Origin of the sequence: Microcoleus sp. Pol8_D6, assembly GCF_036700965.1 — a bacterium.
GTDB lineage: Bacteria > Cyanobacteriota > Cyanobacteriia > Cyanobacteriales > Microcoleaceae > Microcoleus.
The window spans coordinates 42,046-64,208 of record NZ_JAUBPW010000035.1 but is presented as its reverse complement, the minus strand read 5'-3'; the positions used below and the strand labels follow the sequence as shown (position 1 = coordinate 64,208).

At 45.8% G+C, this 22,163-nt stretch carries 21 protein-coding genes; 6 read left to right on the top strand and 15 right to left on the bottom strand.

Annotated elements, in window-relative coordinates:
* Window positions 1-209: 209 nt before the first annotated feature.
* Both QUA10_RS15810 and QUA10_RS15805 read right to left on the bottom strand, forming a co-directional pair.
* Window positions 210-368, bottom strand: coding sequence for a hypothetical protein (locus QUA10_RS15810; protein ID WP_333086303.1), 159 nt, complete (start codon window positions 366-368; stop codon window positions 210-212).
* Window positions 369-378: 10 nt separating this feature from the next.
* On the bottom strand, window positions 379-1,377 hold the full coding sequence (locus QUA10_RS15805) for a hypothetical protein (protein ID WP_333084218.1): 999 nt from the start codon (window positions 1,375-1,377) through the stop codon (window positions 379-381).
* 367 nt (window positions 1,378-1,744) lie between these two features.
* Between QUA10_RS15805 and QUA10_RS15800 the strand changes: the two genes are divergently transcribed.
* Window positions 1,745-2,335: a helix-turn-helix transcriptional regulator gene (locus QUA10_RS15800; RefSeq protein ID WP_333084219.1), complete on the top strand. Its 591-nt coding sequence runs from the start codon at window positions 1,745-1,747 to the stop codon at window positions 2,333-2,335.
* 111 nt (window positions 2,336-2,446) lie between these two features.
* On the opposite strand, the gene arfB is transcribed toward QUA10_RS15800, so the two are convergent.
* The 3 genes from arfB to gnd form a co-directional block, all read right to left on the bottom strand.
* Window positions 2,447-2,860, bottom strand: a complete 414-nt coding sequence (gene arfB / locus QUA10_RS15795) for an alternative ribosome rescue aminoacyl-tRNA hydrolase ArfB (RefSeq protein WP_333084220.1) — start codon at window positions 2,858-2,860, stop codon at window positions 2,447-2,449.
* Window positions 2,861-2,932: 72 nt separating this feature from the next.
* Complete coding sequence (locus QUA10_RS15790; RefSeq protein ID WP_333084221.1) at window positions 2,933-3,403, bottom strand: restriction endonuclease; 471 nt, start codon at window positions 3,401-3,403, stop codon at window positions 2,933-2,935.
* A gap of 142 nt (window positions 3,404-3,545) precedes the next feature.
* Entirely contained in the window at window positions 3,546-5,000 is a 1,455-nt protein-coding gene (gnd, locus tag QUA10_RS15785; protein WP_333084222.1) for a decarboxylating NADP(+)-dependent phosphogluconate dehydrogenase, read from the bottom strand.
* A gap of 293 nt (window positions 5,001-5,293) precedes the next feature.
* Here gnd and QUA10_RS15780 point away from each other — a divergent pair, with 293 nt between their 5' ends.
* Window positions 5,294-5,716, top strand: coding sequence for a hypothetical protein (locus tag QUA10_RS15780; RefSeq protein WP_333075311.1), 423 nt, complete (start codon window positions 5,294-5,296; stop codon window positions 5,714-5,716).
* Window positions 5,717-5,845: 129 nt separating this feature from the next.
* Here the strand turns inward: QUA10_RS15780 and QUA10_RS15775 are convergent, their stop codons facing one another.
* The 7 genes from QUA10_RS15775 to QUA10_RS15745 form a co-directional block, all read right to left on the bottom strand.
* Entirely contained in the window at window positions 5,846-6,442 is a 597-nt protein-coding gene (locus QUA10_RS15775; RefSeq protein ID WP_015176293.1) for a Uma2 family endonuclease, read from the bottom strand.
* Between the two features lie 493 nt (window positions 6,443-6,935).
* Complete coding sequence (locus QUA10_RS15770; protein WP_333084223.1) at window positions 6,936-8,801, bottom strand: ABC transporter ATP-binding protein; 1,866 nt, start codon at window positions 8,799-8,801, stop codon at window positions 6,936-6,938.
* Between the two features lie 106 nt (window positions 8,802-8,907).
* The gene (locus tag QUA10_RS15765) at window positions 8,908-9,519 is read right to left on the bottom strand and encodes a hypothetical protein (RefSeq protein WP_333084224.1); all 612 of its coding nucleotides are present in this window, start codon (window positions 9,517-9,519) and stop codon (window positions 8,908-8,910) included.
* Window positions 9,516-10,664: an AAA family ATPase gene (locus QUA10_RS15760; protein ID WP_333084225.1), complete on the bottom strand. Its 1,149-nt coding sequence runs from the start codon at window positions 10,662-10,664 to the stop codon at window positions 9,516-9,518. The genes QUA10_RS15765 and QUA10_RS15760 overlap by 4 nt, the downstream gene beginning before the upstream one ends.
* A 160-nt stretch (window positions 10,665-10,824) precedes the next feature.
* Window positions 10,825-11,433 carry a Uma2 family endonuclease gene (locus QUA10_RS15755; RefSeq protein WP_333084226.1) on the bottom strand — a complete coding sequence of 203 codons (609 nt, stop codon included), beginning with the start codon at window positions 11,431-11,433 and terminating at the stop codon, window positions 10,825-10,827.
* On the bottom strand, window positions 11,433-11,558 hold the full coding sequence (locus QUA10_RS15750) for a hypothetical protein (protein WP_333084227.1): 126 nt from the start codon (window positions 11,556-11,558) through the stop codon (window positions 11,433-11,435). The genes QUA10_RS15755 and QUA10_RS15750 overlap by 1 nt, the downstream gene beginning before the upstream one ends.
* A 19-nt stretch (window positions 11,559-11,577) precedes the next feature.
* Window positions 11,578-13,914 carry a glycoside hydrolase family 31 protein gene (locus QUA10_RS15745; protein ID WP_333084228.1) on the bottom strand — a complete coding sequence of 779 codons (2,337 nt, stop codon included), beginning with the start codon at window positions 13,912-13,914 and terminating at the stop codon, window positions 11,578-11,580.
* Between the two features lie 292 nt (window positions 13,915-14,206).
* On the opposite strand from QUA10_RS15745, the gene QUA10_RS15740 reads away from it, so the two are divergent.
* Together QUA10_RS15740 and QUA10_RS15735 are read left to right on the top strand one after the other, a co-directional pair.
* Window positions 14,207-14,356 (top strand): hypothetical protein, encoded by a 150-nt coding sequence (locus QUA10_RS15740; protein ID WP_333084229.1) that lies wholly within the window; start codon window positions 14,207-14,209, stop codon window positions 14,354-14,356.
* A gap of 222 nt (window positions 14,357-14,578) precedes the next feature.
* Window positions 14,579-16,183 (top strand): alkaline phosphatase D family protein, encoded by a 1,605-nt coding sequence (locus tag QUA10_RS15735; protein WP_333084230.1) that lies wholly within the window; start codon window positions 14,579-14,581, stop codon window positions 16,181-16,183.
* 225 nt (window positions 16,184-16,408) lie between these two features.
* Here the strand turns inward: QUA10_RS15735 and QUA10_RS15730 are convergent, their stop codons facing one another.
* Window positions 16,409-16,909, bottom strand: coding sequence for an ester cyclase (locus QUA10_RS15730; RefSeq protein ID WP_333086302.1), 501 nt, complete (start codon window positions 16,907-16,909; stop codon window positions 16,409-16,411).
* 93 nt (window positions 16,910-17,002) lie between these two features.
* Complete coding sequence (locus tag QUA10_RS15725) at window positions 17,003-17,362, bottom strand: group 1 truncated hemoglobin (RefSeq protein ID WP_333084232.1); 360 nt, start codon at window positions 17,360-17,362, stop codon at window positions 17,003-17,005.
* A gap of 635 nt (window positions 17,363-17,997) precedes the next feature.
* Between QUA10_RS15725 and QUA10_RS15720 the strand changes: the two genes are divergently transcribed.
* Window positions 17,998-18,609, top strand: coding sequence for a 2OG-Fe(II) oxygenase (locus QUA10_RS15720; RefSeq protein WP_333086301.1), 612 nt, complete (start codon window positions 17,998-18,000; stop codon window positions 18,607-18,609).
* Window positions 18,610-18,666: 57 nt separating this feature from the next.
* Here the strand turns inward: QUA10_RS15720 and QUA10_RS15715 are convergent, their stop codons facing one another.
* Window positions 18,667-20,448 (bottom strand): SWIM zinc finger family protein, encoded by a 1,782-nt coding sequence (locus tag QUA10_RS15715; protein WP_333084236.1) that lies wholly within the window; start codon window positions 20,446-20,448, stop codon window positions 18,667-18,669.
* A gap of 424 nt (window positions 20,449-20,872) precedes the next feature.
* Between QUA10_RS15715 and QUA10_RS15710 the strand changes: the two genes are divergently transcribed.
* A complete protein-coding gene (locus tag QUA10_RS15710; RefSeq protein ID WP_333084238.1) occupies window positions 20,873-22,147 on the top strand; it encodes an alpha/beta hydrolase in 1,275 nt (424 codons plus the stop codon).
* The last annotated feature ends 16 nt before the right edge of the window (window positions 22,148-22,163 follow it).

Sequence of the window (22,163 nt, the reverse complement as noted above, 5' to 3'; positions counted from 1 at the left end):
CCGCTTTTACCAACAAGGTATGCGGGCTGCAACCCTGATTCGGTCTATCTCTTAGGCATCTTTGTCACCCCCCCAGGGGCCAGACCCCATACTGCAAGGGGTTGAGGCAATAAATTTAAATGACTAACAGCTTACATCCCCAACTCATATCAAATCCGATCGCCAGTCGATCTAAGGACACGGCACTGCGCCGTGTCCTTAGCCGTAACTTACCTGTGACAGCCTTGGGCGATCGCCTTCAACACTGCTAGCCGCACTTCTGGATGAGATTTCTCAAGCCCGTTCGCCCGAAAAACCCAGTGTCCGCCGCCCGCGTGTTCGATCGCAATTTTCTGTCCGTCAGGCAAAACTATTTGCCACCAATTCAACACACTGGCTTTAATAAGGTGGCACTGAATTTCGTTCAGTTGAGCCTCCATTAATTTCAGTTGACGCATGATTGGATTTTGGGCAGATGACTTCATGATTTTTCTCATTAAATGAATTCGACTGTTTCTCGGCTTGGATTTCAGTTTGCCGATTTTTGAACTTAACTTCACCTTCCGAAGTTTTTGCCTTAACTTCCCTTTCCGAAGTTTTCGCCTTCACTTCCCTTTTACCACCTTTAGGCTCAACTTTGACTCCAAAACCTTTAGACTTAACTTTTCCTGGGGCAGAAGTTGAAGTCTGTTCCGTGGCCGGCTTCTTAAACTCCGCGTCTAATTGGTCTAAAATCTCCTCTTGTTCGGGAGTATGTTCCGCTGGCTGCTCTAAATTGCTGGGATTGTATTCGCCAACCAACCTTGCCAAAAATTCCGAAATTGACAGTCCGGCTGCGGCTGCTTTTTTCGTTAAAAGGGCATAGGTGTCGGTTTTAATGCGAATTTGTTTGAGCCGGAGGTTGGGATTGTTGTCAACGGTTTCGGCAATAGTTACTGCGGTAATCCTTTCTTTTGGTATGACATCGACAACTTCTTGCCACTTTTCCTGTAAACGACAGTCGCCATATTGGTCGGTAATTGCGTGTTTGAACAAAGGAACAACTTGAGCAACGCAGCTAGGCAAAATCTCAAATCCGGCTTTAATTAAGCGCAGGCAAATACTCGCAGCTTTGATAATTTGTGTGCAGTAAAAATACTGCCTACCTAATGCTTGTTCGCAGTAACTTTTAAAAGTTTTGAACTTGTCTTTGTACAATCGCAGCTTTCGGATCGCGTCCAGCATGATTCCTTGACGCACGTAGTCTAGGAATCCCCTTTTAATTTCGCCTGTCAGGTAGTCTAAATCGTGAAAGGGAGATTGATTCTGGATTTCTTCTTCAAAGTCTAGCAGCGGGCCTGCAAAGTGAAAGTTGGAGGCGACATCGCCTAGGTAGAAGTTGTCAATTGATGTGGACATGATCTGGAATGGTTCGAGAAAGGGCACGATAGCACGGAAGTTGTGCGATCGCAAAGTTGAAGTTTTGGTCTAGATCTTTGATACAATTTTGAGTTGGGCTGTCTTGTGAGGTCGATCGACCTTTTACATAGCACCACCTCCTCGGCGTTGAGAAAAAAGGGGCTTGAGGTATGCGCCCAACCCCCGAAAATACGCTTGGGTATGCAAGCACAATTGATAGACGCTACAAATAAGGCAGTTCTTCAAACCTGCATTTTGACCTTGGAGGCTCGCCCGGTTGCCTTTGTTTTGCCTATCTACTAGCAGTTTAGTGCCAGATTTCAATTTTGTCAAGCACTATTTTGCTAGCAATTAACTGCTATAATTGATGGAAGCTAAAGATCAAGAAACCATAACCTTGAAAAACCTTAGAGAAAGTGCAAATTTGACCCAACCTGAACTTAGTCGTCGAATGGGGGTAGGAATTCGCATTATTGGCGATTGGGAACGAGGGGAATCCATTCCTCGCTTCGATCGCGTCATTGCTCTGGCGCGCGAGCTAGGCGTACCTCTAAAAACACTTGCTAGATGTATGGGATTAGACGTAGCCAAAATTCCCGATGACCTACAAGCATTAAGTGTACTTCATCTTTCGGCGGAGGTCAAGAAGCTAGAAGCCGTGAAACAAGCTTCATGTATTGTGGCAGAAAATTCGCAAGAAAAGGAAAAGTCTCCATTAAGGCTTCTCAGAGAACAAGCTGGTCTAACCCGCCCTCAAGTCAAACAACATATCGGCGTTTCTGAGCGGATGCAAGCTGACTGGGAATCAGGAAAGTCCCTGCCAACTGTTGAAAACGTAGCTGCACTGGCTAACCTGTACCAGGTTTCTCTAAAAACTATGTTTGAGCTTTTAGGATTAGACGTAACCAAAATTCCCGATGACTTACCAAGTCGTGAGCCCTCACCGAACGACAACTAACCTGCAGGGGTTCGTCCATGTCTAGGGAAATGGGTTTGAGTCATGCACCCAAGCCCGGAAAATACTAAGGCTATAACTAAAAACTCAGAAGCCCGATCGACTTTTCATCGCTCAATCCGTGACTTTCCCTCTCAAAGCTTTAATCTGCCCTCGCTTGGTTTTGCTGTCGAGACGCTTGCGCTGGGAACTACGAGTTGCTTTGCTGGGTTTGCGCCTTTTCGGTATGACGATCGCACTTTTAATCAGTTCTTGCAGCCGTCTCAAAGCCTCCTCCCGGTTTTGTTCCTGGCTGCGGTGTTCCTGAGCCTTGATGACAATCACACCTTCGGAGGTGATGCGCTGGTCGTTGATTTGCAACAAACGCTCCTTGTAGCGATCGGGCAATGAGGAAGCTGGGATATCAAAGCGCAAGTGAATCGCACTCGCCACCTTATTTACATTTTGCCCCCCCGCGCCTTGAGAGCGAATCGCACTAATCTCGATTTCGCGATCAGGAATGAACACAGTATTAGAAATTTGTAACATGATGAATAAGTGAAATTAAAGATACCGGGAAAGCATTGCATCTTTTATATATAACTTACTTGGGTAGATAAATTATTTGCACTTCTTAGCTGTCAGGATGAATTCGATGAGTCTTTTTCTATCCCATAACTCTATGTCGTTAGATTCAGCAAGGTTGTAAGCATTTTCAGTAAATCTGTTGTTGGTGATGACTCTTCCTTTATTTCCGTTGTAATGTCTGACGGCTCCGGCTACTTCTTGAACCGCTTTAATCCCAACGGGATTTTTGCTTCTTTTCGCTTGAACCACTGTTTTTGCTCCATCTTTGTATAAAATTAAATCCGCCCCATAATCTTGACTATCTTGAGTTAAAGTAACACTATAACCAAAGTTTATAAAATAAAAATATAGAAAATTTTCAAACTCTTTTCCTGTCATTTCATCTACTTCCAGAATACCACTATCTAATAAACGTTTTCTTGACTCTTCCTCTTTCAATGTATCCAATACCGATGTTGCAATCACACCGAAAACTGTAGCGGCTTTTACTCTAAAAGGTTTCATAAAATTACATAGATTACTACAAACGACGCCATCGCTCTTTAACGACGAATATATTAAAAACTATCTCGAAAAAAAACCTCAAAAAAATTTGCGACCCAGAATAATTAGTAAGGTGCGCCGAAACGCACCCTACAAAAATTAATTAGTCCGTACTACCAGTTTGCAGCGACTCTTTAGCAGTCTGCGTCCACTCAGAGTGGAAGAATTCACCGCGCGGTTTGTCGGTGCGTTCGTAGGTGTGAGCCCCGAAATAATCCCGCTGAGCTTGAGTGAGGTTTTGCGGCAATCTTTCGCGCCGATAGCTGTCAAAATAGTCGAGCGAGGCGCTAAAGGCTGGCACTGCAATCCCCAGTTGGCAAGCAGTAGCTAACACGTCTCGCCAAGCTGATTGGCGATCGAGAATGCTCTGTTTGAACTCCGGCGCTAACAGCAAATTCGGCAACGTGGGGTCATCTTTGAAAGCTGTTTTAATCTTGTCCAAAAAGCCAGCCCGAATGATACAGCCACCTTTCCAAATTCGGGAAATTTCGCTCAAACTCAAGTCGTAATTGTACGACTTCGACGCCGCGCTCAACAGCGCCATGCCTTGAGCGTAGGAGCAAATCTTCGAGCAGTAAAGCGCATCCCGGACTTTATTCACAAACTCTTTAGTATCGCCTTCGTACTTGCCGCTAGGCCCCGTAAGTTCTTGGGAAGCTTTGATCCGCTCGTCTTTGTAAGAAGACATGATTCTGGCATTCACAGCGGCGATAATTGTGGGAATGCTCACGCCCAATTCTAAAGCACTCATAACAGTCCAGCGGCCGGTGCCTTTTTGACCGGCTGCGTCCATAATTACCTCAACTAAGGGTTGCTTAGTTTCCGGATCAATGTACTTGAAAATATTAGCCGTAATCTCAATCAAAAACGAGTTGAGCTCGTCTGTGGTATTCCATTCGGCAAAAACTTCCTGCAACTGCTGGCCGTTCAATCCACCAACGTTTTTGAGCAAATCGTAGGCTTCAGCAATGAGCTGCATATCCCCGTACTCAATACCGTTGTGAACCATCTTCACGTAGTGGCCGGCGCCACCGGGGCCGATGAATGTGACACAGGGGCCGTCATCTACTTGAGCCGCAATTTTGGTGAGAATTGGCTCTAGTAGACCGTAAGCAGTGCGGGTGCCACCGGGCATCAAGCTAGCACCATTCAGCGCGCCTTCTTCGCCGCCGCTGATGCCCATGCCGACAAATCCCAGCCCCATCGATTCTAAATCTTTGGTGCGGCGTTCGGTGTCGTCGTAGAGCGAGTTGCCGCCGTCAATAATCATGTCGCCCGGTGACAGCATGGGTTTGAGCTGGTCGATGACCGCATCTACGGGTTTCCCAGCTTGCACCATGACTAAGATTCGGCGTGGGGTTTCTAGGGCATCGACGAATTCTGTCAGAGTCTTGGTGCCTACAATGTTCTTGCCGGGGGCGCGTAGGGCCATGAAGTCGTCGGTTTTGGCTGCGGTGCGGTTGTATACAGCCACGGAGAAGCCTCTGCTTTCGACGTTGAGCGCTAGGTTTTCGCCCATCACTGCTAGACCGATTAAACCAAAATTTTGCTTTGTCATGCTAATAACCCGCTGGTTGTTCCCGCTTGATGATAGGTTTGCGAGAGAGGAAAGCGAGGCGGGGTGTACCGCTTTCCGGTGGACTAAAAGTATTGGACAATAGACCTAGGAGGTTTAGGTTTATTTTTATATTCTCAGAATTGCTGTTTGGTAAATCAGTAGGGTTTTTTTAAGATTTAAGGGATATTAATGACGCGGGCAGGTGATGATAAGGCAGGTATTATGTCGATCGCGGTAACGGTAGATACAAACAAGCGGACATTTTGAGGAAAATTGAGGAGACTGTTTTAACTATGGAAGATTTGCAGTATCTCGCGGCCTGGGTGAAGGAGCAACACGCTCGCGAGTATATTTTGACTTGGCTGCTGAGTCAACAGGGGCTGTGGTGGTCTGATGGGGATATTTATCAGGCCGTTTTGCAAAAGTCGGGAAAGCTTTTGAAAGCTTATGTTCAAAAAAGGCAAGCGGGAGAGTTATTTGAGGGAATTTCTGAGAAGTTGGGAGGAGATGATAATTGGGATGATTTGGCGGCGAGTTTGGCGCGGATTCTTGCGGTTTATCAAGAGGAATTATCGCATTTGCAAGAGCGCGATCGCAAGGGGGATGGGGTAAAAAAAAATTTGATTAGCCAACCGTTGACTGGAGATCCTTTGCCGCTTTTGGAGGTGCAGCAAGCTTTGCCAGATCCTTATGCGGATACGTTGACGGGGAGATAATTGCTCATCATTTTTGTGGATGGAGGCTCATCTCAGAAACCGGGTTTCTTCCCTTATTTCTCGTACTCAACCCAAATTGTCGCAGAAACCCGGTTTCTCGCCACTTGGGCGACAGTTCTGGATCTAGATTCAAGGATTGAGAATAGGTGTAAGATCTAGAAGAAATCCGGGAAGTACATCTTCACCCGAAAGTGTAGGCGGTTGGTCAAAAGAGAAATTAATAACTTCTGCTACATCTTCAGACAACCGATAGATTTCTACTAAAGGCGTTTGGGGGTCAATTAGCCAACCTAAGCGACAGCCGTTAGTTCGATAATACCGCATTTTAGCCCGCAATGTTTCTAGGGAATCACTTTGCGATCGCAATTCTATTACAAAGTCCGGGCATAGGGGAGGAAATTTGCGCTTATCTTCTGCGGATAATGCTTCCCAACGTTCTAGAAGTACCCAAGCAGCATCAGGGGAACGCTTCGCACCGTTGGGTAATTGAAAGACAGTGGAAGAGTCAAAGACTTTTCCCAATCGAGTCTGACGATTCCACAAATTTAGGTCTGTAGTCAAATCGGAATTTCTGATGCCGCTTTCGCCGCCTGTTGGAGGCATAATAATTAGTTCTCCTTCGGGGGTTTGTTCTAATCGCCACTCTTCATTAGCGATGGACAATTGATAAAATTGTTCGTCGGTTAAAGCGACGGCGGCAGGTAAGTTGAGAGTTATAGTTTCCATCGTTGATATTATCGCCAACTAGGTTGGTTTTATTATAGATCGCACTTTCCGACAATTTTCTCAAAAAGAGCGCATTCAGCAGTAAAACAGGTATCTCTGCTTTACCTCGAAGCCTAGATCCCCCTAAATCCCCCTTAAGAAGGGGGACTTTGAATCGAACTTTTGTCCCTTGGTTAAGAAGCGGGAATTTGTATTTGACTTTTGTCCCCCCTTTTTTAAGGGGGGCTAGGGGGGATCGAGACTTTGCCACAAAACAAATGAGATTAATCTCTGATAAATCTATCTCGCACAATCATCCCAGGAACCGGGTTTGTTCCGAGATTTCTCGTACTCCACTGAAAATTGTCGCAGGAACTCGGTTTCTCGCCACATAAGGAGAGAAATTAGATCGCCAATCCGCGATAATTTATCACAATCACCCGCGCCAAATTCCCCACGCTAACCCACAAGTCCGCCGAGGGTTTAAAACCCCTGTCGGACTGTGTGTTTAACTCTAAATATAACTACTAGCTTGACGTGTGAACATTGAGCAGTAAATTCCGTTTGATGCGATCAATTCGTCGTGAGTTCCTATTTCTGCTATTTTACCGTTTTCCATGACGGCGATACGATCGGCAATTTTGGCCAATCCCAACCTGTGACTGATGACAATCGTGGTTTTCCCGGCGGCTATTTGGCGAAAGATGCTATAAATTTCGTGTTCTGTCTTGGGGTCGAGGGCGGCAGTGGGTTCGTCAAAAATGAGCACTTCGGCTGTAGAAAGCCGCATTAAGGCGCGGGCGATCGCAATTCTTTGCCACTGTCCCCCCGATAAGTCGATGCCGTCTTCTAATTGTTTCCCCAACGGTGTCTCTAAACCTTGCTCTAAACTGTTGACTTTAGCTGCAATTCCTGCTTCGGAAATGGCTTCGTTAATTGCGGTGTCATCCGACAGTGAAAGCAAGTCGCCGAAACCGACGTTTTCGCGGACTGTGGAGGGGAAACGGGCGTAATCTTGCATGACTACGGCGATGCGCGATCGCACGTATGCTAGAGAGTACGATCGCAAATCTTTGCCATTCCAGGCGATCGTACCACTTGTCGGGTCGTACAGGCGACCGAGGAGTTTGCCAAGGGTGGTTTTACCCGCGCCATTTTCACCAACAAGCACTAGCATTTCACCCGGATTAATCGTTAAGTTGATATCTTCAACCGTGCTTTTATTGCTACCGGGATAGCAAAAAGATAAATCCTTAATCTCGATGCCAATTTTATCTTTTGTGGGGGAGGAATCTTGCCCGCCATCTGGTAAACTAGGCAGGCGAGATGCCACATCCACAAGCGGAGACTGCAATTCTGGTTTGAGTTCTAACAGTTGAAAAATCGGACTAACACCGAGAGAGATATCGTACAAATTAGCATAATTGCCTATAAGTAATTGCAAACTTTGCTCCACCTGAACAATCAAACCAGAATAAAGCGCCAAATCTCCCAAAGTATAGCGACTACCCAAAGCTCCAATTACCACATAAACAAATGGCAAAGCTACTCCGATTCTACTAAACACTGACCACAAAAGTAAAACAATTGCTCCTTTTTTTCGGATTTGCTGCATCTCGCTAAAAAACTGCAAAAACTGACCCTGCCAGCGTTTGAGCCAAAGTTCCTGCAACCCAAACAAACGCAATTCTTTAGCGTATTCTTCCCCCGTCAATACTCTAGCCGATAAGTTCATTTCACGAGTTATTTTAGCTTGCTTTCTTTGAACTCTCCAGATGATTTTGCTATATTTTCTTTGGATGTAAATTGAGGGGCAGGATGAAATTAACATCAGCACTGGCACCCACCAAGCTATCGCAGCAGCAAGGCCTATCGATGGAATAAATATAAAAATTCCTGTGACTGTCATGCTGATGGTAAAGGCTAGTTGCTGTATTTTGAATACTCCCGTTTTGGCTAGTTCTACTATATTTAATAGTTCGGGGTTTTCAAAGAGGGCAATATCGTCGAAATTGGCGACTTTTTCGATGACTTTTCCTTCGACAAAGCCTTGAACGCGATCGCGCAAAGATGTCGAGACAAAAGAGCCCATTGTGTCTAGGGCATCGCCGACTAACCTGAGACTTAAGACTCCGGCAATACTCCACAGCAATATTGGCCGGGAAAGCATCAAAGCAAAGGGCTGTGCTGTTTGGGTTTGCGATAGCAACCGAGATACTTCATCAATGATTAATTTATCTAAAAATAGCACGGCAGAGGGGGCAGCACCGCCGATGATGTTGAGTATTATTAAATTGCGGAGTTCTATTGGTGCGGCTTTGATTATCAGGCCCAGGCTGCGCCACAAAGCTTGGAATGTGGTAATTTGGATGGGTTGCATAGTTTGTGGGTAGGTGTCGGGTCTACTCATCCCCGGACGGTATATTATAACAGTATTTATTAACTGTTTGCCTAGCATTGACAGGGTACAGTATTGGTTTTTCTCCTCAAGTTTCCCAGGTTGGTTGAAAATTTACGATCGCATTCATAGCTCGTTCCAAACTGGGGGAATTAGTCTGTGCTGACGCAACCTGCCAACTTTGATTGACAAAGTGGATGAGTTGACCATTGTAGTCTTTACCAATTTTTGCCGTACTATTACGATCGGGGACGATCGCCTCCCGCAGATTTCGCTTCTTTGACTTTTTAGCCAGATTGATTAAAAGCTGCTTGGGGTCAGGAATTCGATCCGCGTCGCCAGGAATCAAGTCTACTGAAATACCCAGAAATTGGGAAAAGCCCTCTCGATGTGCAAGTAACCACGCTTCCACTTCTTTAACAGCAATCCGAAACAGCAGATTAGGATGTTTTGGTTGAGTTAACCACTCCGAAATAATTACTAACGGGCATTCTGCATTATCCAAATCAGTTAATACTAAGTATGGCATTCCCTTGGCCGCATAATTTAATCCAGAAATAATCTTTTTAATTTTGCCATATCCTCTCTGATTCAAGCACTGTCCCACTGCAAAAGGACGTTGAGACTGTTTGAGCATTGGTTTAAGAACTGCTTCACTCAGTGCATCCTCAAACACTAAATTGATGGGAATATCCGTCATTTGAATAAACTCAGTTTTTCAATCGCGGGCGGTGCTGTAAGAGGAAGTGCAGCATCAGCTATGCTTAAACCTCCTTCTAATAGCATTTTGATTTGTTCATTACTGGAAGCAAGTTTTACCTGAGTTCCTTCAGGAGTCGGTGTCATTAGCAGCACCTCTTCGCCACCAATGCCTTTATCAGAGAGCAAATCAGCACTATGGGTACTAAGAATAACCTGCCGCTTTCTCGGACGCTGAAGGCGATAAATCAGAGACGGTAAATTGCTAACAATCGCCGAATTCAAAGAAAGTTCTGGTTCTTCTAGTAACAATAATGAATCGGTTTCTAAAAGAGACCAAAGCAAACCAATTAATCGTAAAGTTCCATCAGAAAATTGGTCTTCCCGTTGTTTTCCCGCTCCTGGCCGCCAATGTTCATAAACAGCTTCCAAATGAGGAACCCCCATCACATCTTTGGTATCTGTGAGGTTTTTCAATTGTGGGACAGCCAACTTTAAAGCATCTTCAATTTTTCTTAATCGCGATCTTCGAGTTTTTTCGGGAGTTTTAGCAACTCGCTCTAAAAAAGTTCTCCCAAAAGGATCTTCGGAAAGTCCAGGGGTAGCAAAAGCTTCGGGATGGCGAACTAACTGAGGAATTAAATGTAGATATAAAATCGCTTCTAAAAATTTAGCAATTTCTCTGAATTCTGCATTGGCATTAATTTGCTCTAAATAAGTCTGGGTGAGACGTAGCTCATCTTTGTCATCTTCTTCAGTAGGGCGATTGACAATTTGCTCGTCGCCTTTCCAAACTCGTTCATAGGCAACAATAGGCTCATTTTTGCCGCCTTTTTTATGTTTAATTCCAATGGCATATTTCCATGAGGGACTTTCATTATTAGATTCGGAAAGCTGAATTTCTATTTCTACATCTGGATATCGACGTGCATAAAGACTGCGAATTTTTGATACCCCGCCTCGATCGCTCACGGCTTTCTGCAATCCGCCTCCTGCTTTAGCCAGATCCCGCAAAAAGCGCAATGAATCGAGAAAGTTTGACTTACCACAAGCATTAGGGCCTACCACAAAAACGCGATCGCGCAAATCAACATTCACTGACTGAAAATTGCGCCAATTTTTAAGAGCTATATGGGAGATAATCATTATTTTAACCTAATCCATAAATAGTCGAGCATAAATTTAACAGTTCTGGACGCATTCCGATCGAAGAAACCGGGTTTTTTACCGAATCTGCAGGTCACAACAAGTATTTTGGCGAAAAACCCGGTTTCACCAGCCCCCGTGCGTAAGTCCTATTTAATTTTTACCCACCATTAAAAATTTGCTTTGCGGTCAAATTCAACTCTGGAAACACTGCCGATTCAACCCTTTGATCTCCTCGAAACAGCTTAATCTGATACTCACCATCTACTAACTGATAAACCGATAAAGTAGGCTGTTTCGGAGAACCAATATAACGGCTACCACCTAAACCCAAATAATCTACAATCCAATATTCAAAAATGCCTAATGCTTCATAATCAATCATTTTGTGACCATAATCATCCCGCCAATTTGTGCTGACAACTTCAACAACTAATTTTACGGAATTTCCCTGAGTAATAACTGATTCTCTTTCCCATCGAGAATCATTGGCTGCTACGGCTTGTTTATCTAATACAATTACATCGGGATCGTAGCCAGAGTTATCGCTAAATTTAATTGTACATTCCTTGGGAATAAAGTAAGGAAGTTGTAGTCGCCTGATTTCTAACCCAAACTCTATCGCCTGAAAACCGGCGCTGGCTGAATGTTTACCAGTGGGATTTGGCATTTCAACAATAACTCCGTTATGTAATTCATAATGTCCGTTTTCTGGCTTCCCTTCCAAAAACTCGTCAAAAGTTATTAACTTGGATATTGTTTGAGTCATCAGAAAGCCTCTTTAGTGATAGGTCGATGAATAATTATATTTTGAACTCGATCGAGGGATGCGATCACCCTTTCCATCTCAAACTCTGCCAGATCGAGCGATCGCCCTGAATGCCACCATAGCATAAACCGCTTTATGCCAAAGTTATCCAAATGTCAAACGCCGCGCCGTACCATCATCTGTAAATCGCTGTTCGCCAACGCCAACAACTTCCACAATAACTTCCCGTTCTGATATCAAAAATTGATCCTCGCGCGCGGCAATTTCAACGATGATTTTTTCCCCTTCCAAATACACCTTGTAATTAGTCGTTGCCCAGACACCTTTTTGGTGTTCAAAACTGTGTCCGTCGTCCTCATAAAGCGTCCATTCACCGCTTCCTGGCCAAATTCGCATTTTTAATGAATCAAGCGGTTCTTCGCTGACAAATTGCTTCACAGGTGCGATCGCAATTATGCCCCCGCCCCGCACGTAAAGCGGCATTCTCTCCAAAGGTGCATCAGCCAAAATGTGCGTCGGGCCCTGATAGCATTCACCCGTCCACCAATCGTACCAAGTCCCCTCCGGCAAATACACAGCGCGATGCTCAACGCCAGGCCGGTAAACTGGTGCAGCCATCAGCGACGGGCCGAGTAATACTTGATCGTAAAGATGGTAAGTTGTGCGATCGCGCGGAAATTGATATAGTAACGGTCGCAAAATCGGTGTTCCCGTCGTCGCAGCTTCCCAAAACAACGTGTAAATATAAGGCAACAACTGATAGCGCAAATTGATGTATTCGCGGCAAATCTTCTCAGTGCGAGATCCAAAAACCCACGGTTCGTGCTGCGCCGTACTCATCGCCGAATGACCGCGCATCAAGGGATACAGCATTCCCACCTGCATCCACCGCGCGAACAGTTCAGCCGTTGCATTCCCCGCAAAACCGCCGATGTCGCAACCGACAAACGCCACGCCGGAAAGCCCCATATTGCAAAGCATTGGTAGCGACATTTCTAAGTGTTCCCACTGCGATTGATTGTCACCCATCCACACCGACGAGTAACGCTGAACCCCCGCAAAACCCGCTCGCGTCAGCACAAAAGATCGATCGGCAGATCGCACTTTTTGCAAGCCCTCAGCACAAGCTTTCGCCATCATCAACCCGTACAAATTGTGGGTTTCCGCGTGGGTAGCGCGATCGGATTCCGGGCCTTGCGGTGCATCCAGGGGAAAGCTGATGTGTTCGCCGCCGTCACCAAAAGGCCGTTCTGCGATCGCAGGTTCGTTCATGTCGTTCCAAATCCCCGCAATCCCAATATCTGTCAGAGTTTTGTGCAATTCGCCCCACCATTCGCGCACCTCCGGCCGCAGGAAGTCGGGAAACACCGCTTTGTCGGGCCAAACGTAACCGTGGAATAGCTTTCCCTCTGCGGTGCGGACGAAATAGTCATTCTCCACACCGCGATCGAATACTTCATAATCTCCTTCCGGTTCGTACTTGACACCGGGATCGACAATCGTGACAACCTTAAAACCCGCTGCTTTCAAGTCTGCGATCAGTTTCGCGGGATCGGGGAAACGCTTCGGGCTCCAGGTAAAAACGCGGTAGCCGTTCATATAGTCGATATCGAGGTGGATGACATCGCAGGGAATGGCGCGATCGCGAAATTCCTTCGCCAACTCCCGCACAATGTCCTCTGATTCGTAGCTCCAGCGGCATTGGTGGTATCCCAGCGCCCATTTTGGCGGAAGTGGCATCCGGCCGGTTAACTGCGTGTAGGTGGCGATAATTTGGGCAGGTTCCGGGCCGTAAATGATGTAGTAGTCGAGTTCCGGGCCTCTGGTTTCCATCCGCAAAACCCCCGGTTTTTCCGCGCCGATATCGAATTGACTCCAAAATGTAGTGTTGAAAAAGATGCCGTAAGCGCGATCGGGATTCAGGGCGATGTAAAATGCGATCGCCTGGTACATTTCATCGGTGAGGGAATTGTAGTCGAGGGAGTCGGTTGTCCAGTTTGTCTTGACTTCGGAGAGTTTGTCGAGAAAGCCGGTGCGTTCGCCGAAACCGTAGAAGTGCTCGTCTGCTTCGATGCGCTTCCAGCCTGCGGTTGCACCTGCGCGCCATCCCATACTAGGATCGCAGTCGCTAGCAAAGGGTTTTCCCGATTTGTCAAAGCATTCGATTGCAAAGCGATCGCGCTTGACTGAAATCGTTATTTGTGCTGTTTCAATTTCTATTTTTTCGTCTGTTTCTCGCACTTCAAATGGTGTGATTTCCCACTCTTCGTCAGGGACTGTTATTGAGTGCGATCGGCTTTTGAATTCACCTGTCGGGGACATTCGCACTCGGATCAAATTCGGCGCGAGGATGCTGAGGTTTAGGGAAGTTTCGCCGCAATTAAAGTGAAAGGTGCGATCGGTTTTCTTTATGGACTCTACCGCGCCTATTGTTGACCAAGGCTGTTCTGTAATTTGGAGTTTTCCGAAGTATTGTGGCATAGACTCTGACTGAAAATATTATCGATTTTGCTTTCATAAGTTAAGGGTTGTCATCTGGCAAAAGGCTGAACTACAACGATCAATCTCATGCACCAAAACCTCAATATCTCTAATCTGTCCGATCCACCGCCTGATTAACCCGATCGCCTGGGAGTATTGTACAGGTGAGAGCTAAAGAACCTCAAATAGATGTAACCTAAGCTTATTAAACCTTTAACTTATGCGTCTCACCTAAATTTTACCCCTCCTCAAATAGTTATCTCACTCCGATAAACTGTTGCTACTAAATTTCGTGGTAGCCGAATTATTGAATAATGAATCAGGTTTAATCCCATTGGATGTTCAGAACAAAATAGCTACTCAAGGTTTATATGATTCTTTTGAAGCTGCTGCTGGTTTAGGAAAAGCACTAGCAGAGAAAAAAGCGAAGACACATGGTTAATATCGTGCTTTGGTAGTCTAGATGGTTGCTTTTTCATCGACCGCCTGCTACCTTTATTTGGGGTACACTAAAACTTGATAGAAAACCTGCCTTTGTCTGTGGGAGTTGTTTTCCTTGTCACAGTTCGGGGCGTCTCAGGAACAGCGGTGAATTTGCTGATTGTTGCGTACATCACAAATTAGCAGAAGTACAGTCTCGGTATTTTTAAAGATGAGGGTAGCCATGAAACGTAAAAAACAAGACCAACTCAGCCGCCGCCAGTTTCTACTCGGTTCGGCAATTGTAGGTAGCGGTATTGTTGTCGCAAACCTGCGATCGAAATCTGGGTTAGCACAATCTTCTGCACCGGCAATTATCACCTCGGATCGGATGCGCCCCAGCATTCCATACGGTGTTGCTAGCGGTGATATTACCGGCAACAGTGCGGTGATTTGGAGTCGGTGCGATCGATCCTCCCGGATGATAGTCGAATATGACACCGCCGACTCCTTCGGCAACGTGCAGCGCATCATCGGACCTGCAGCGTTAGAAACTAGCGATTACACCGCGCGTATTAACCTGATTGACCTACCAGCCGACCGGCAAATATTCTACCGAGTCAGCTTCCAGAATTTAGCCGATCCAAACATCTACAGCGCCCCCGTTACAGGCAGTTTCCGCACACCTCCAAACAGCAAGCGCGACATCTTTTTTGCCTGGTCCGGAGACACCGCCGGACAGGGTTGGGGTATCAATTCTGAATGGGGCGGCATGAAAATCTATGAAACTATCAGGCAGCTTAAGCCAGACTTCTTCATTCATTCTGGCGATTACATCTATGCAGATAGTCCGATTAAATCTGAGGTAAAACTTGACGACGGTAGCATCTGGCAAAACATCACAACAGAAGAAAAGTCAAAAGTAGCTGAAACCTTAACAGAGTTTCGCGGAAATTACATCTACAACCTGCTAGACAATAACATCCGGCGCTTCAACGCCGAAGTGCCTCAGCTAGTTCAGTGGGATGACCACGAAACTACAAACAACTGGTATCCCGGCGAGATGCTAATGAACGATGACCGCTACAAAGTCAAAAGCAGTTCTTTACTGGCAGCGCGAGGCAAGCAAGCATTTATGGAGTATACGCCGATCCGCTTCGATGCCAACGACCCAGAACGGATTTACCGTTCGTTCAATTACGGTTCTTCCCTGGAAATTTTTATGCTGGATATGCGTAGCTACCGAGGAATAAACACTACCAACCGTCAGACAGCAGCAAGTGAAGAAACGGCGTTTTTGGGTAATGCCCAAGTTAGCTGGTTAAAGAACAAATTGCAGAATTCAAAGGCAAGGTGGAAAGTAATTGCTAGCGATATGCCAGTCGGATTGGTGATTGAAGATGGCAAAAACAGCGGCAAATTTGAAAACCTCGCCAATGGAGATGGCCCTGCATTAGGACGCGAACTCGAACTTGCTCAATTGTTGCGCTTTATCCAGCAAAACAATATCCAAAATGTCGTTTGGCTGACGGCTGACGTGCATTATGCTGCCGCGCACTACTACGATCCAGGTCAAGCTCAATTCACTGATTTTAAACCTTTTTGGGAGTTTGTTGCCGGGCCGCTTCACGCTGGAACTTACGGACCAAACAAGCTTGACAATACTTTTGGTCCCTTAGTTAAGTTCCAAAGTTTGTCGCTGCCAGAAGTAGAAAATCTACCTCCTACAAAAGGTTTTCAGTTCTTTGGTACGGTTAAAATTAATGGCGACAGTCAGGTGATGACTGTGGCGCTGCACAACCTTGAAGGCAAAATTCTCTACAGCGTGGACTTGCCACCGGAGGTTTAACACAGCTTCAAGGGCGCTGGACAAGTCGATCGGCAAAATTATAAAATGTACGAGTAATATCAAGTTCTATCATCTGCGATCGATCGGGGAGTAGTAACGCACTCAAAGCGATATCTACTTACCCATCGAAAATAACATTTTCAATGCTAGTCAAACGATCGTGTTGGGCGGCGATCGAATCTAAGCGAAGCGCAAAGACTCTGCACCTTAGCTGCAACAGGATTGTTATGCTGCGCCGTCACTTTCCGAAGTAATTGGTATACCGATTTGAGTGAACCACGTTAACTTGTCGAAGTATCCACGCTGAAATTGAATTTTACTATCTACAACGTGGAAGAACCCGCACCCACGAAGAGTATAACTCTTGCCAGTCGGAGTAAAACCAGCAAATTCGCCGACAAATGTACCCGTGCCACTCCACTCCAAAATCGCCCACTCGCCGTCTTCAAACAGATTCTCCATATGGGTGCAGTTGTCTGGAAACGCCTGAAAGAATGAGATAAAACTCTCAAGCATCACTTCGCGCCCGTGAAGGGGCTCGCCAAGTGCTACCTGGATGTTCGTCGCATCTTCGCGGTAGAGGGCGGCGAGGATATATGGATCTCGTGCATTGTATGCTGCTACCCACTCTGTCAGAACCTGTTTGGGTGTTTTCATGAGAAATTGGTGTTCAACAACGATGCTGCATTCACTAGATAAAAACTTACGCATCAATACTTTCACCACCGTAGTTTTTTACGGCGATTAAAAATCTTTATGCAATATTTTCCGAGCAAAAACTCGGTTATGAATGTACCAATGCGTCCGGGACTGTAGATATTACTTGTACAAAACAGCCTTTTTCAAAGTCGCGATCTTACCTAGCGCTTCATCGAGATCCTCTTGGGAGGCACCGTGGGCAATGATGGCATCGGTCAAATGCTTCACAATCGCATCAAAGTGTTCAGGCTGTAAATTCAAACCTGCGTGTGCTTTCTCCATTGAACGGCCTGAGTATTGCTTGGGGCCGCCAAGGGCATAAGAGATAAAAGCAGTTTGATGGCGGCGCTGCTTTTCCATATCTGTATGATCGAAGAAATGGCTCACTATCTCGTCAGCCAAAACATCGCGGTAAAAATCATCCACCATCTCTTTAATGGCTGATTCTCCACCCATTTTCTCGTACAATGTTGTTGCCATATCGTTTCAGCGAGTTGTTTTTTTTCACTTACTCTTTAATTTTAGCTCGCAGCTTTGCTTTTTTCACCATGTGAAATATTAATTTAATCTGAAATAATTACTTAGTAACTGTTGCGGCTGGTGGTATTTTTGAGATCGCCCTCTATTTGTAAACTTTATTAACGTTCTATTGCCAGTTAGATATAGTCGATCGCCCTCCCTGCATTTTGACTTAATGCACGGATTGCTTGTTTGAGCAAGATGCTTGCGACAAAGCCCCAACACGCACCTGTTTTCCAGCTAGCAAACTCAAGAAATTAGTGATAAAACAGAGGCCGGATGCGATCGCGGAAATTAGACCCGCCCCTGCAATTCCACAAGTTGAAATAAATGGGCGATCGGCTGCTGAGCCGCATCATGTATAATGGAATTGGCAATATAATCGAATCACCACAACGATCGCCTGTATACTGATATTCTGCCGTTGCTAGTCGGTTTCGACACTTCCGGGCGATCGCCCGCAGTTAAGAAAAACCTTTGACTTAAGTACGCGGACTGAAATCAAGATTATTATGTCTTCCGCGAGGAACGAAGCAATCCCAAGTCTGAGCGATTGCTGCATTTCTATCTGCTGTTTCCTTAAACTTTGATGATTTTTGAGTGCCTTGAAATACTATAGCCAACATCCTAACGCTTTCTCGATCGACTACCTCAACGACTTGCGAGGAGCAATTCTAGCTTCCCCTTATCTAGCAATCAACAACCTCAACCGTGATTTCATTGGCACAAAAGGGTTTTCCGTGGTGTTTCAACGTTCGGAAATCGCCGAAGTAGAACGGCGGTTTCCCTTGTTCAAACCCTATCTAGACCAAGCATTACAGCCGGAATGCAATGCTTTTTACCTGAACCCTTTGTTGCTGGGTGAAGGTTCCCGCGTCGATCCGCATATTGATCGATCTTTGCGATCGTACTGCAAAACAGTTGAACCTCCCGCAGCCGTCAGCGTTTTGTACGTGCAAGTACCGCCGAACTTGCAAGGGGGAGAGTTGATACTGCGGCGCAACAAACAGCAAGTCGGGCAGATTAAGCCGCAAGCGAACTCGCTGGTCTATTTTCAAGGAGATTTGACTCACTCTGTCAACGCTGTTAAAAGTACCGGAACTCGTTTGAGTTTGGTTTGCGAACAGTACAGTTTGAGCGAAACAGAACTGCAAGATATTCCAGGATTCACAGTAGAGTCCAGGGCCGTGAAAGCAAAAATTAAGTAAGGTTTATTCGATCCTGGGTTGGGTCGCTTTCACTTCGGCTTACGGTAAACTTAAGGCTCAATCTAAATCTGGACTTTTGAGCATTTCCATCAACTTCCGCTTCCGGCTGTGTACTTGCATCAGTTGAGAAAGATAAGCAGACCACTGAAGATTTTGCCCAGTGTGTAAATAGGCAGCGCGGGCTTTTTCCAACCACTTAATCGCAAGATTGTACTCGCTTGATTTCGCTTGATCCATAATCGATGCAGCACGCCGACAAGCATTGGCGATTACCCAATCGGGGCTGTGGCTGATAGCAGCCCCCATTACTCGGTGAATCAGTGCTGATTGGTAATAACTCAAGCCATCAGCAAGGGCGATCGCATCTTCAATCATTTCCTCATCAAGAAAAATATCAACCTTCGCCTCAGTAAACTTCCAACTTTCATTACTTTTCAGAGTTGCTAACAAATCTGCTTTCAAAGTTGACCAGCTATCTCTTGCTAACTCCTTCACTAAACTATAATCCCTAAAGGAGGGTTCGATTTTAAATATCTGGATTCTAGCATTTAAGGCAACTTCATCTTCGCCCAACTCAACAGCCAGCTCACTCATCGATGTTGCAAGTTGGTAATGGCAATTACCTGACAAATTTAACCCAGCTTGACAAATTTTAAGAGCTTGTTCCAAGGCTCCCTGTTGCTTTAAAGTTTGAACGAGAGCAAAAGCATCTTCTGCTGATTGCATCTGGGTAGCCGCAGCTTCCACTGCTTCTTCTACTCTCCCCAAACGAGTTAACATCGTCAAGTATTGTTGAGTACAACCTTCTGCTTGGGCTAAGTATAAGTATTCTCGATCGCGTTCCTGGCGATCGAGGATTTGCAAGCGAATCAATGTTAAGTCGCGAGCACAGTTTGGTGCGTCACCAGCCCAAACTCCTTGCCCAGTAATGTTTCCTTCCAGTACCTGTTGGAGTAGGGGGTCGTCCCAACCTTGGCGTAAAGCTTCCAAGCTCATGCTGAAATCACAATCCCATTCATCTTGCCAAGCTTCTAACATCACCTGGAGATCTATCTCTTCTTCCGCAGTTAGTTGAGCCGTCAAAATGGCTTCTGTCCAAGCTTCATTCAAAGCGTTAGCTATCTCATAATTTTCAGCGCCAAACTCTTCTACATCATTCCAATCTTCAACGCAGGCTGTGGTGATGGCTTCTAAAATTACTAAGGCGTTGTTACCATCCCCCTGTTCGCTGAATTCCTGGGCTCGCTGAATTACATCTAAAAGTTCTTCTGTAATCGGGTCTTCTTCCTCCCATCCATCCTCGAAATAACTCACAGCCTCTCGCAAAATTCGTCGTACTTGCTGCCGAAAGGGAGCAGGATCGATGGAGGTGTGGTGGGGTGCTTTGGTTGGTTGGTTTGAAGGTGCAGGAATAGCACTTAAGTTAATGTATCCTTCGATCGCATCAATGAGTGAGGGGTCTTTTTTTACTAAATGCTGTATTAATTGCTGGGTTTGTACATCGTTGAGGCGATCGAGCAATTGTTCCAGTGTCGGGCCCTCCTCAATTATTTCTGGTTGCCGCATACACAATAACAGCGTCGCAACAATGTGTTTACACCACCCACCGTTATCGTAAGGACAAGTGCAGAATAATGTAGAGGCTAATCCGGCATCATCAAAGGGCAGGGTAACACGGTAGGGTTCTACTTCGGAACCCTCCACTACTGCTTGCACCATATTGCCACGCCGGACTGCCCTAGTAACATTGCCAGCTAAATAGTAAGCTTCACCCCGCTTGAGAGATTGGGCAGAGGTGTGATGCTCGATCGTTGTTTCACTAAGTTTAGGAATGGGCATGAGACTATGCCTCAGCAATTAAAGGATTAGACTCGATTTTACCTGAGAAATACACTTAGTCTACAATTTAATTGTGTTCCGATTTTAGGTTTACCTAAATTTTAATAATCTGTAAAAAAAACAATTTTTCCACATCCGTGCCTAAGTGCTGTCTCTGTCTAACTACCAAAATCGGAATAATAGCCAAACTTTTAATGAGTAACAGCCCATACAGCTAGTTTAGGGGGACAACATCAGCTTAAGATTCCCACAAATAGCGAACAATGTCAAAGATGAAAATACAACGAGACAAAGCATTTTCGCTCGACGCAGGATGTCATGAAGTCGAAGCTGCTGGTTTGGTAAAATGCCAGAGGCGATCGACTCACCAATAAAAACCGCCAGATTAATTTAAACTGATTAAAAATTACGCTGCGAGAATCCGATGATTCACAAGAAGAAACGCAAAAAGTTACTTTTATTGGCAGTATTCTTAGTCTCGCCATTTATTTCTTGGTTCCTGAGTGCGATCGCACTATTTCTCAGTATCTGGGTCATCCTACCAGCACCCACGATGTTTCTGTACCCTTTGGCGGTAGGAGCACCCGAAATCAGTCCTTGGTTGGTCGGTATCAATACGATCGCCCTTCTGCTGAACCTGCTCAAACGGCATCAAGGCAAAGTCTACATTATTTTGTCAATTTGTAACCTGTTCGCCCTCATCCTGGGCCTGCTACCCCTGATTCAGTTCCCCGCAGCCAATGCAGCGGTAGCTACCCAAATGCAAGCAGTTTTAGGGGAAAACTATTTAGCAGCCCTTCCTCAAGCCGATCGCGCCCAGCTACGCCCTCAACCGTTTATCCTAGCAGATGCGTTCCGAGGAATTCCCCTCAGAGACGTTAGGATCGATCGGGCTATTGGATTTGCCAACCCTGACGGAGTTTCACTGCAACTAAACCTTTACCGGCCGATGCAAATTGGCAAATATCCGGCGATTATCACGCTCTACGGGGGAGCTTGGCAGAGAGGCACTGCCGATTCCAATGAGGAATTCAGCCACTACATGGCCGCCCAAGGCTATTGTGTGGTTGCAATTGATTACCGCCACGCTCCCAAGTATCGATTTCCTGCTCAGCTTGAGGACGTACAAGCCGCTATTTCCTATATCAAAACTCACGCTGGTGATTGGGAAATCGATCTCGATCGAATTGCTCTCATGGGAAGGTCTGCAGGTGCCCATTTAGCAATGCTAACTGCTTATGATTCTAGTGTGCTTCCAGTTCGAGCAGTGGTAAATTATTACGGGCCAAATGACCTGATCCGGGGATACAATGACCCACCTTTTCCTGATGCCATAAATGTTCGAGCCGTCTTGCGTGCTTTTTTGGGAGGAACGCCAGACGAACTCAATGAGCTTTACCGTCGGGCTTCTCCCATAAATTATATTAAACCGAATCTTCCCCCTTCTCTACTGGTTTATGCAGGTCGCGACCATATCGTTCAGGCTAAGTTTGGTCGATCGCTCTACGAACGATTGCGCTCCACCGGCGATTCCCTACGGGATAGCTTCGCTTCACGAGCTATTTTGCTCGAAATTCCTTGGGCTGAACACGCTTTTGATGCAGTTTTTAATGGGCCGAGCAATCAATTAGCTTTGTACTACACAGAACGCTTTTTAGCTCATGCTCTGAAGTCTTCGGATTACCAACCACTTAACTAAAAGTTGAAATTTTACT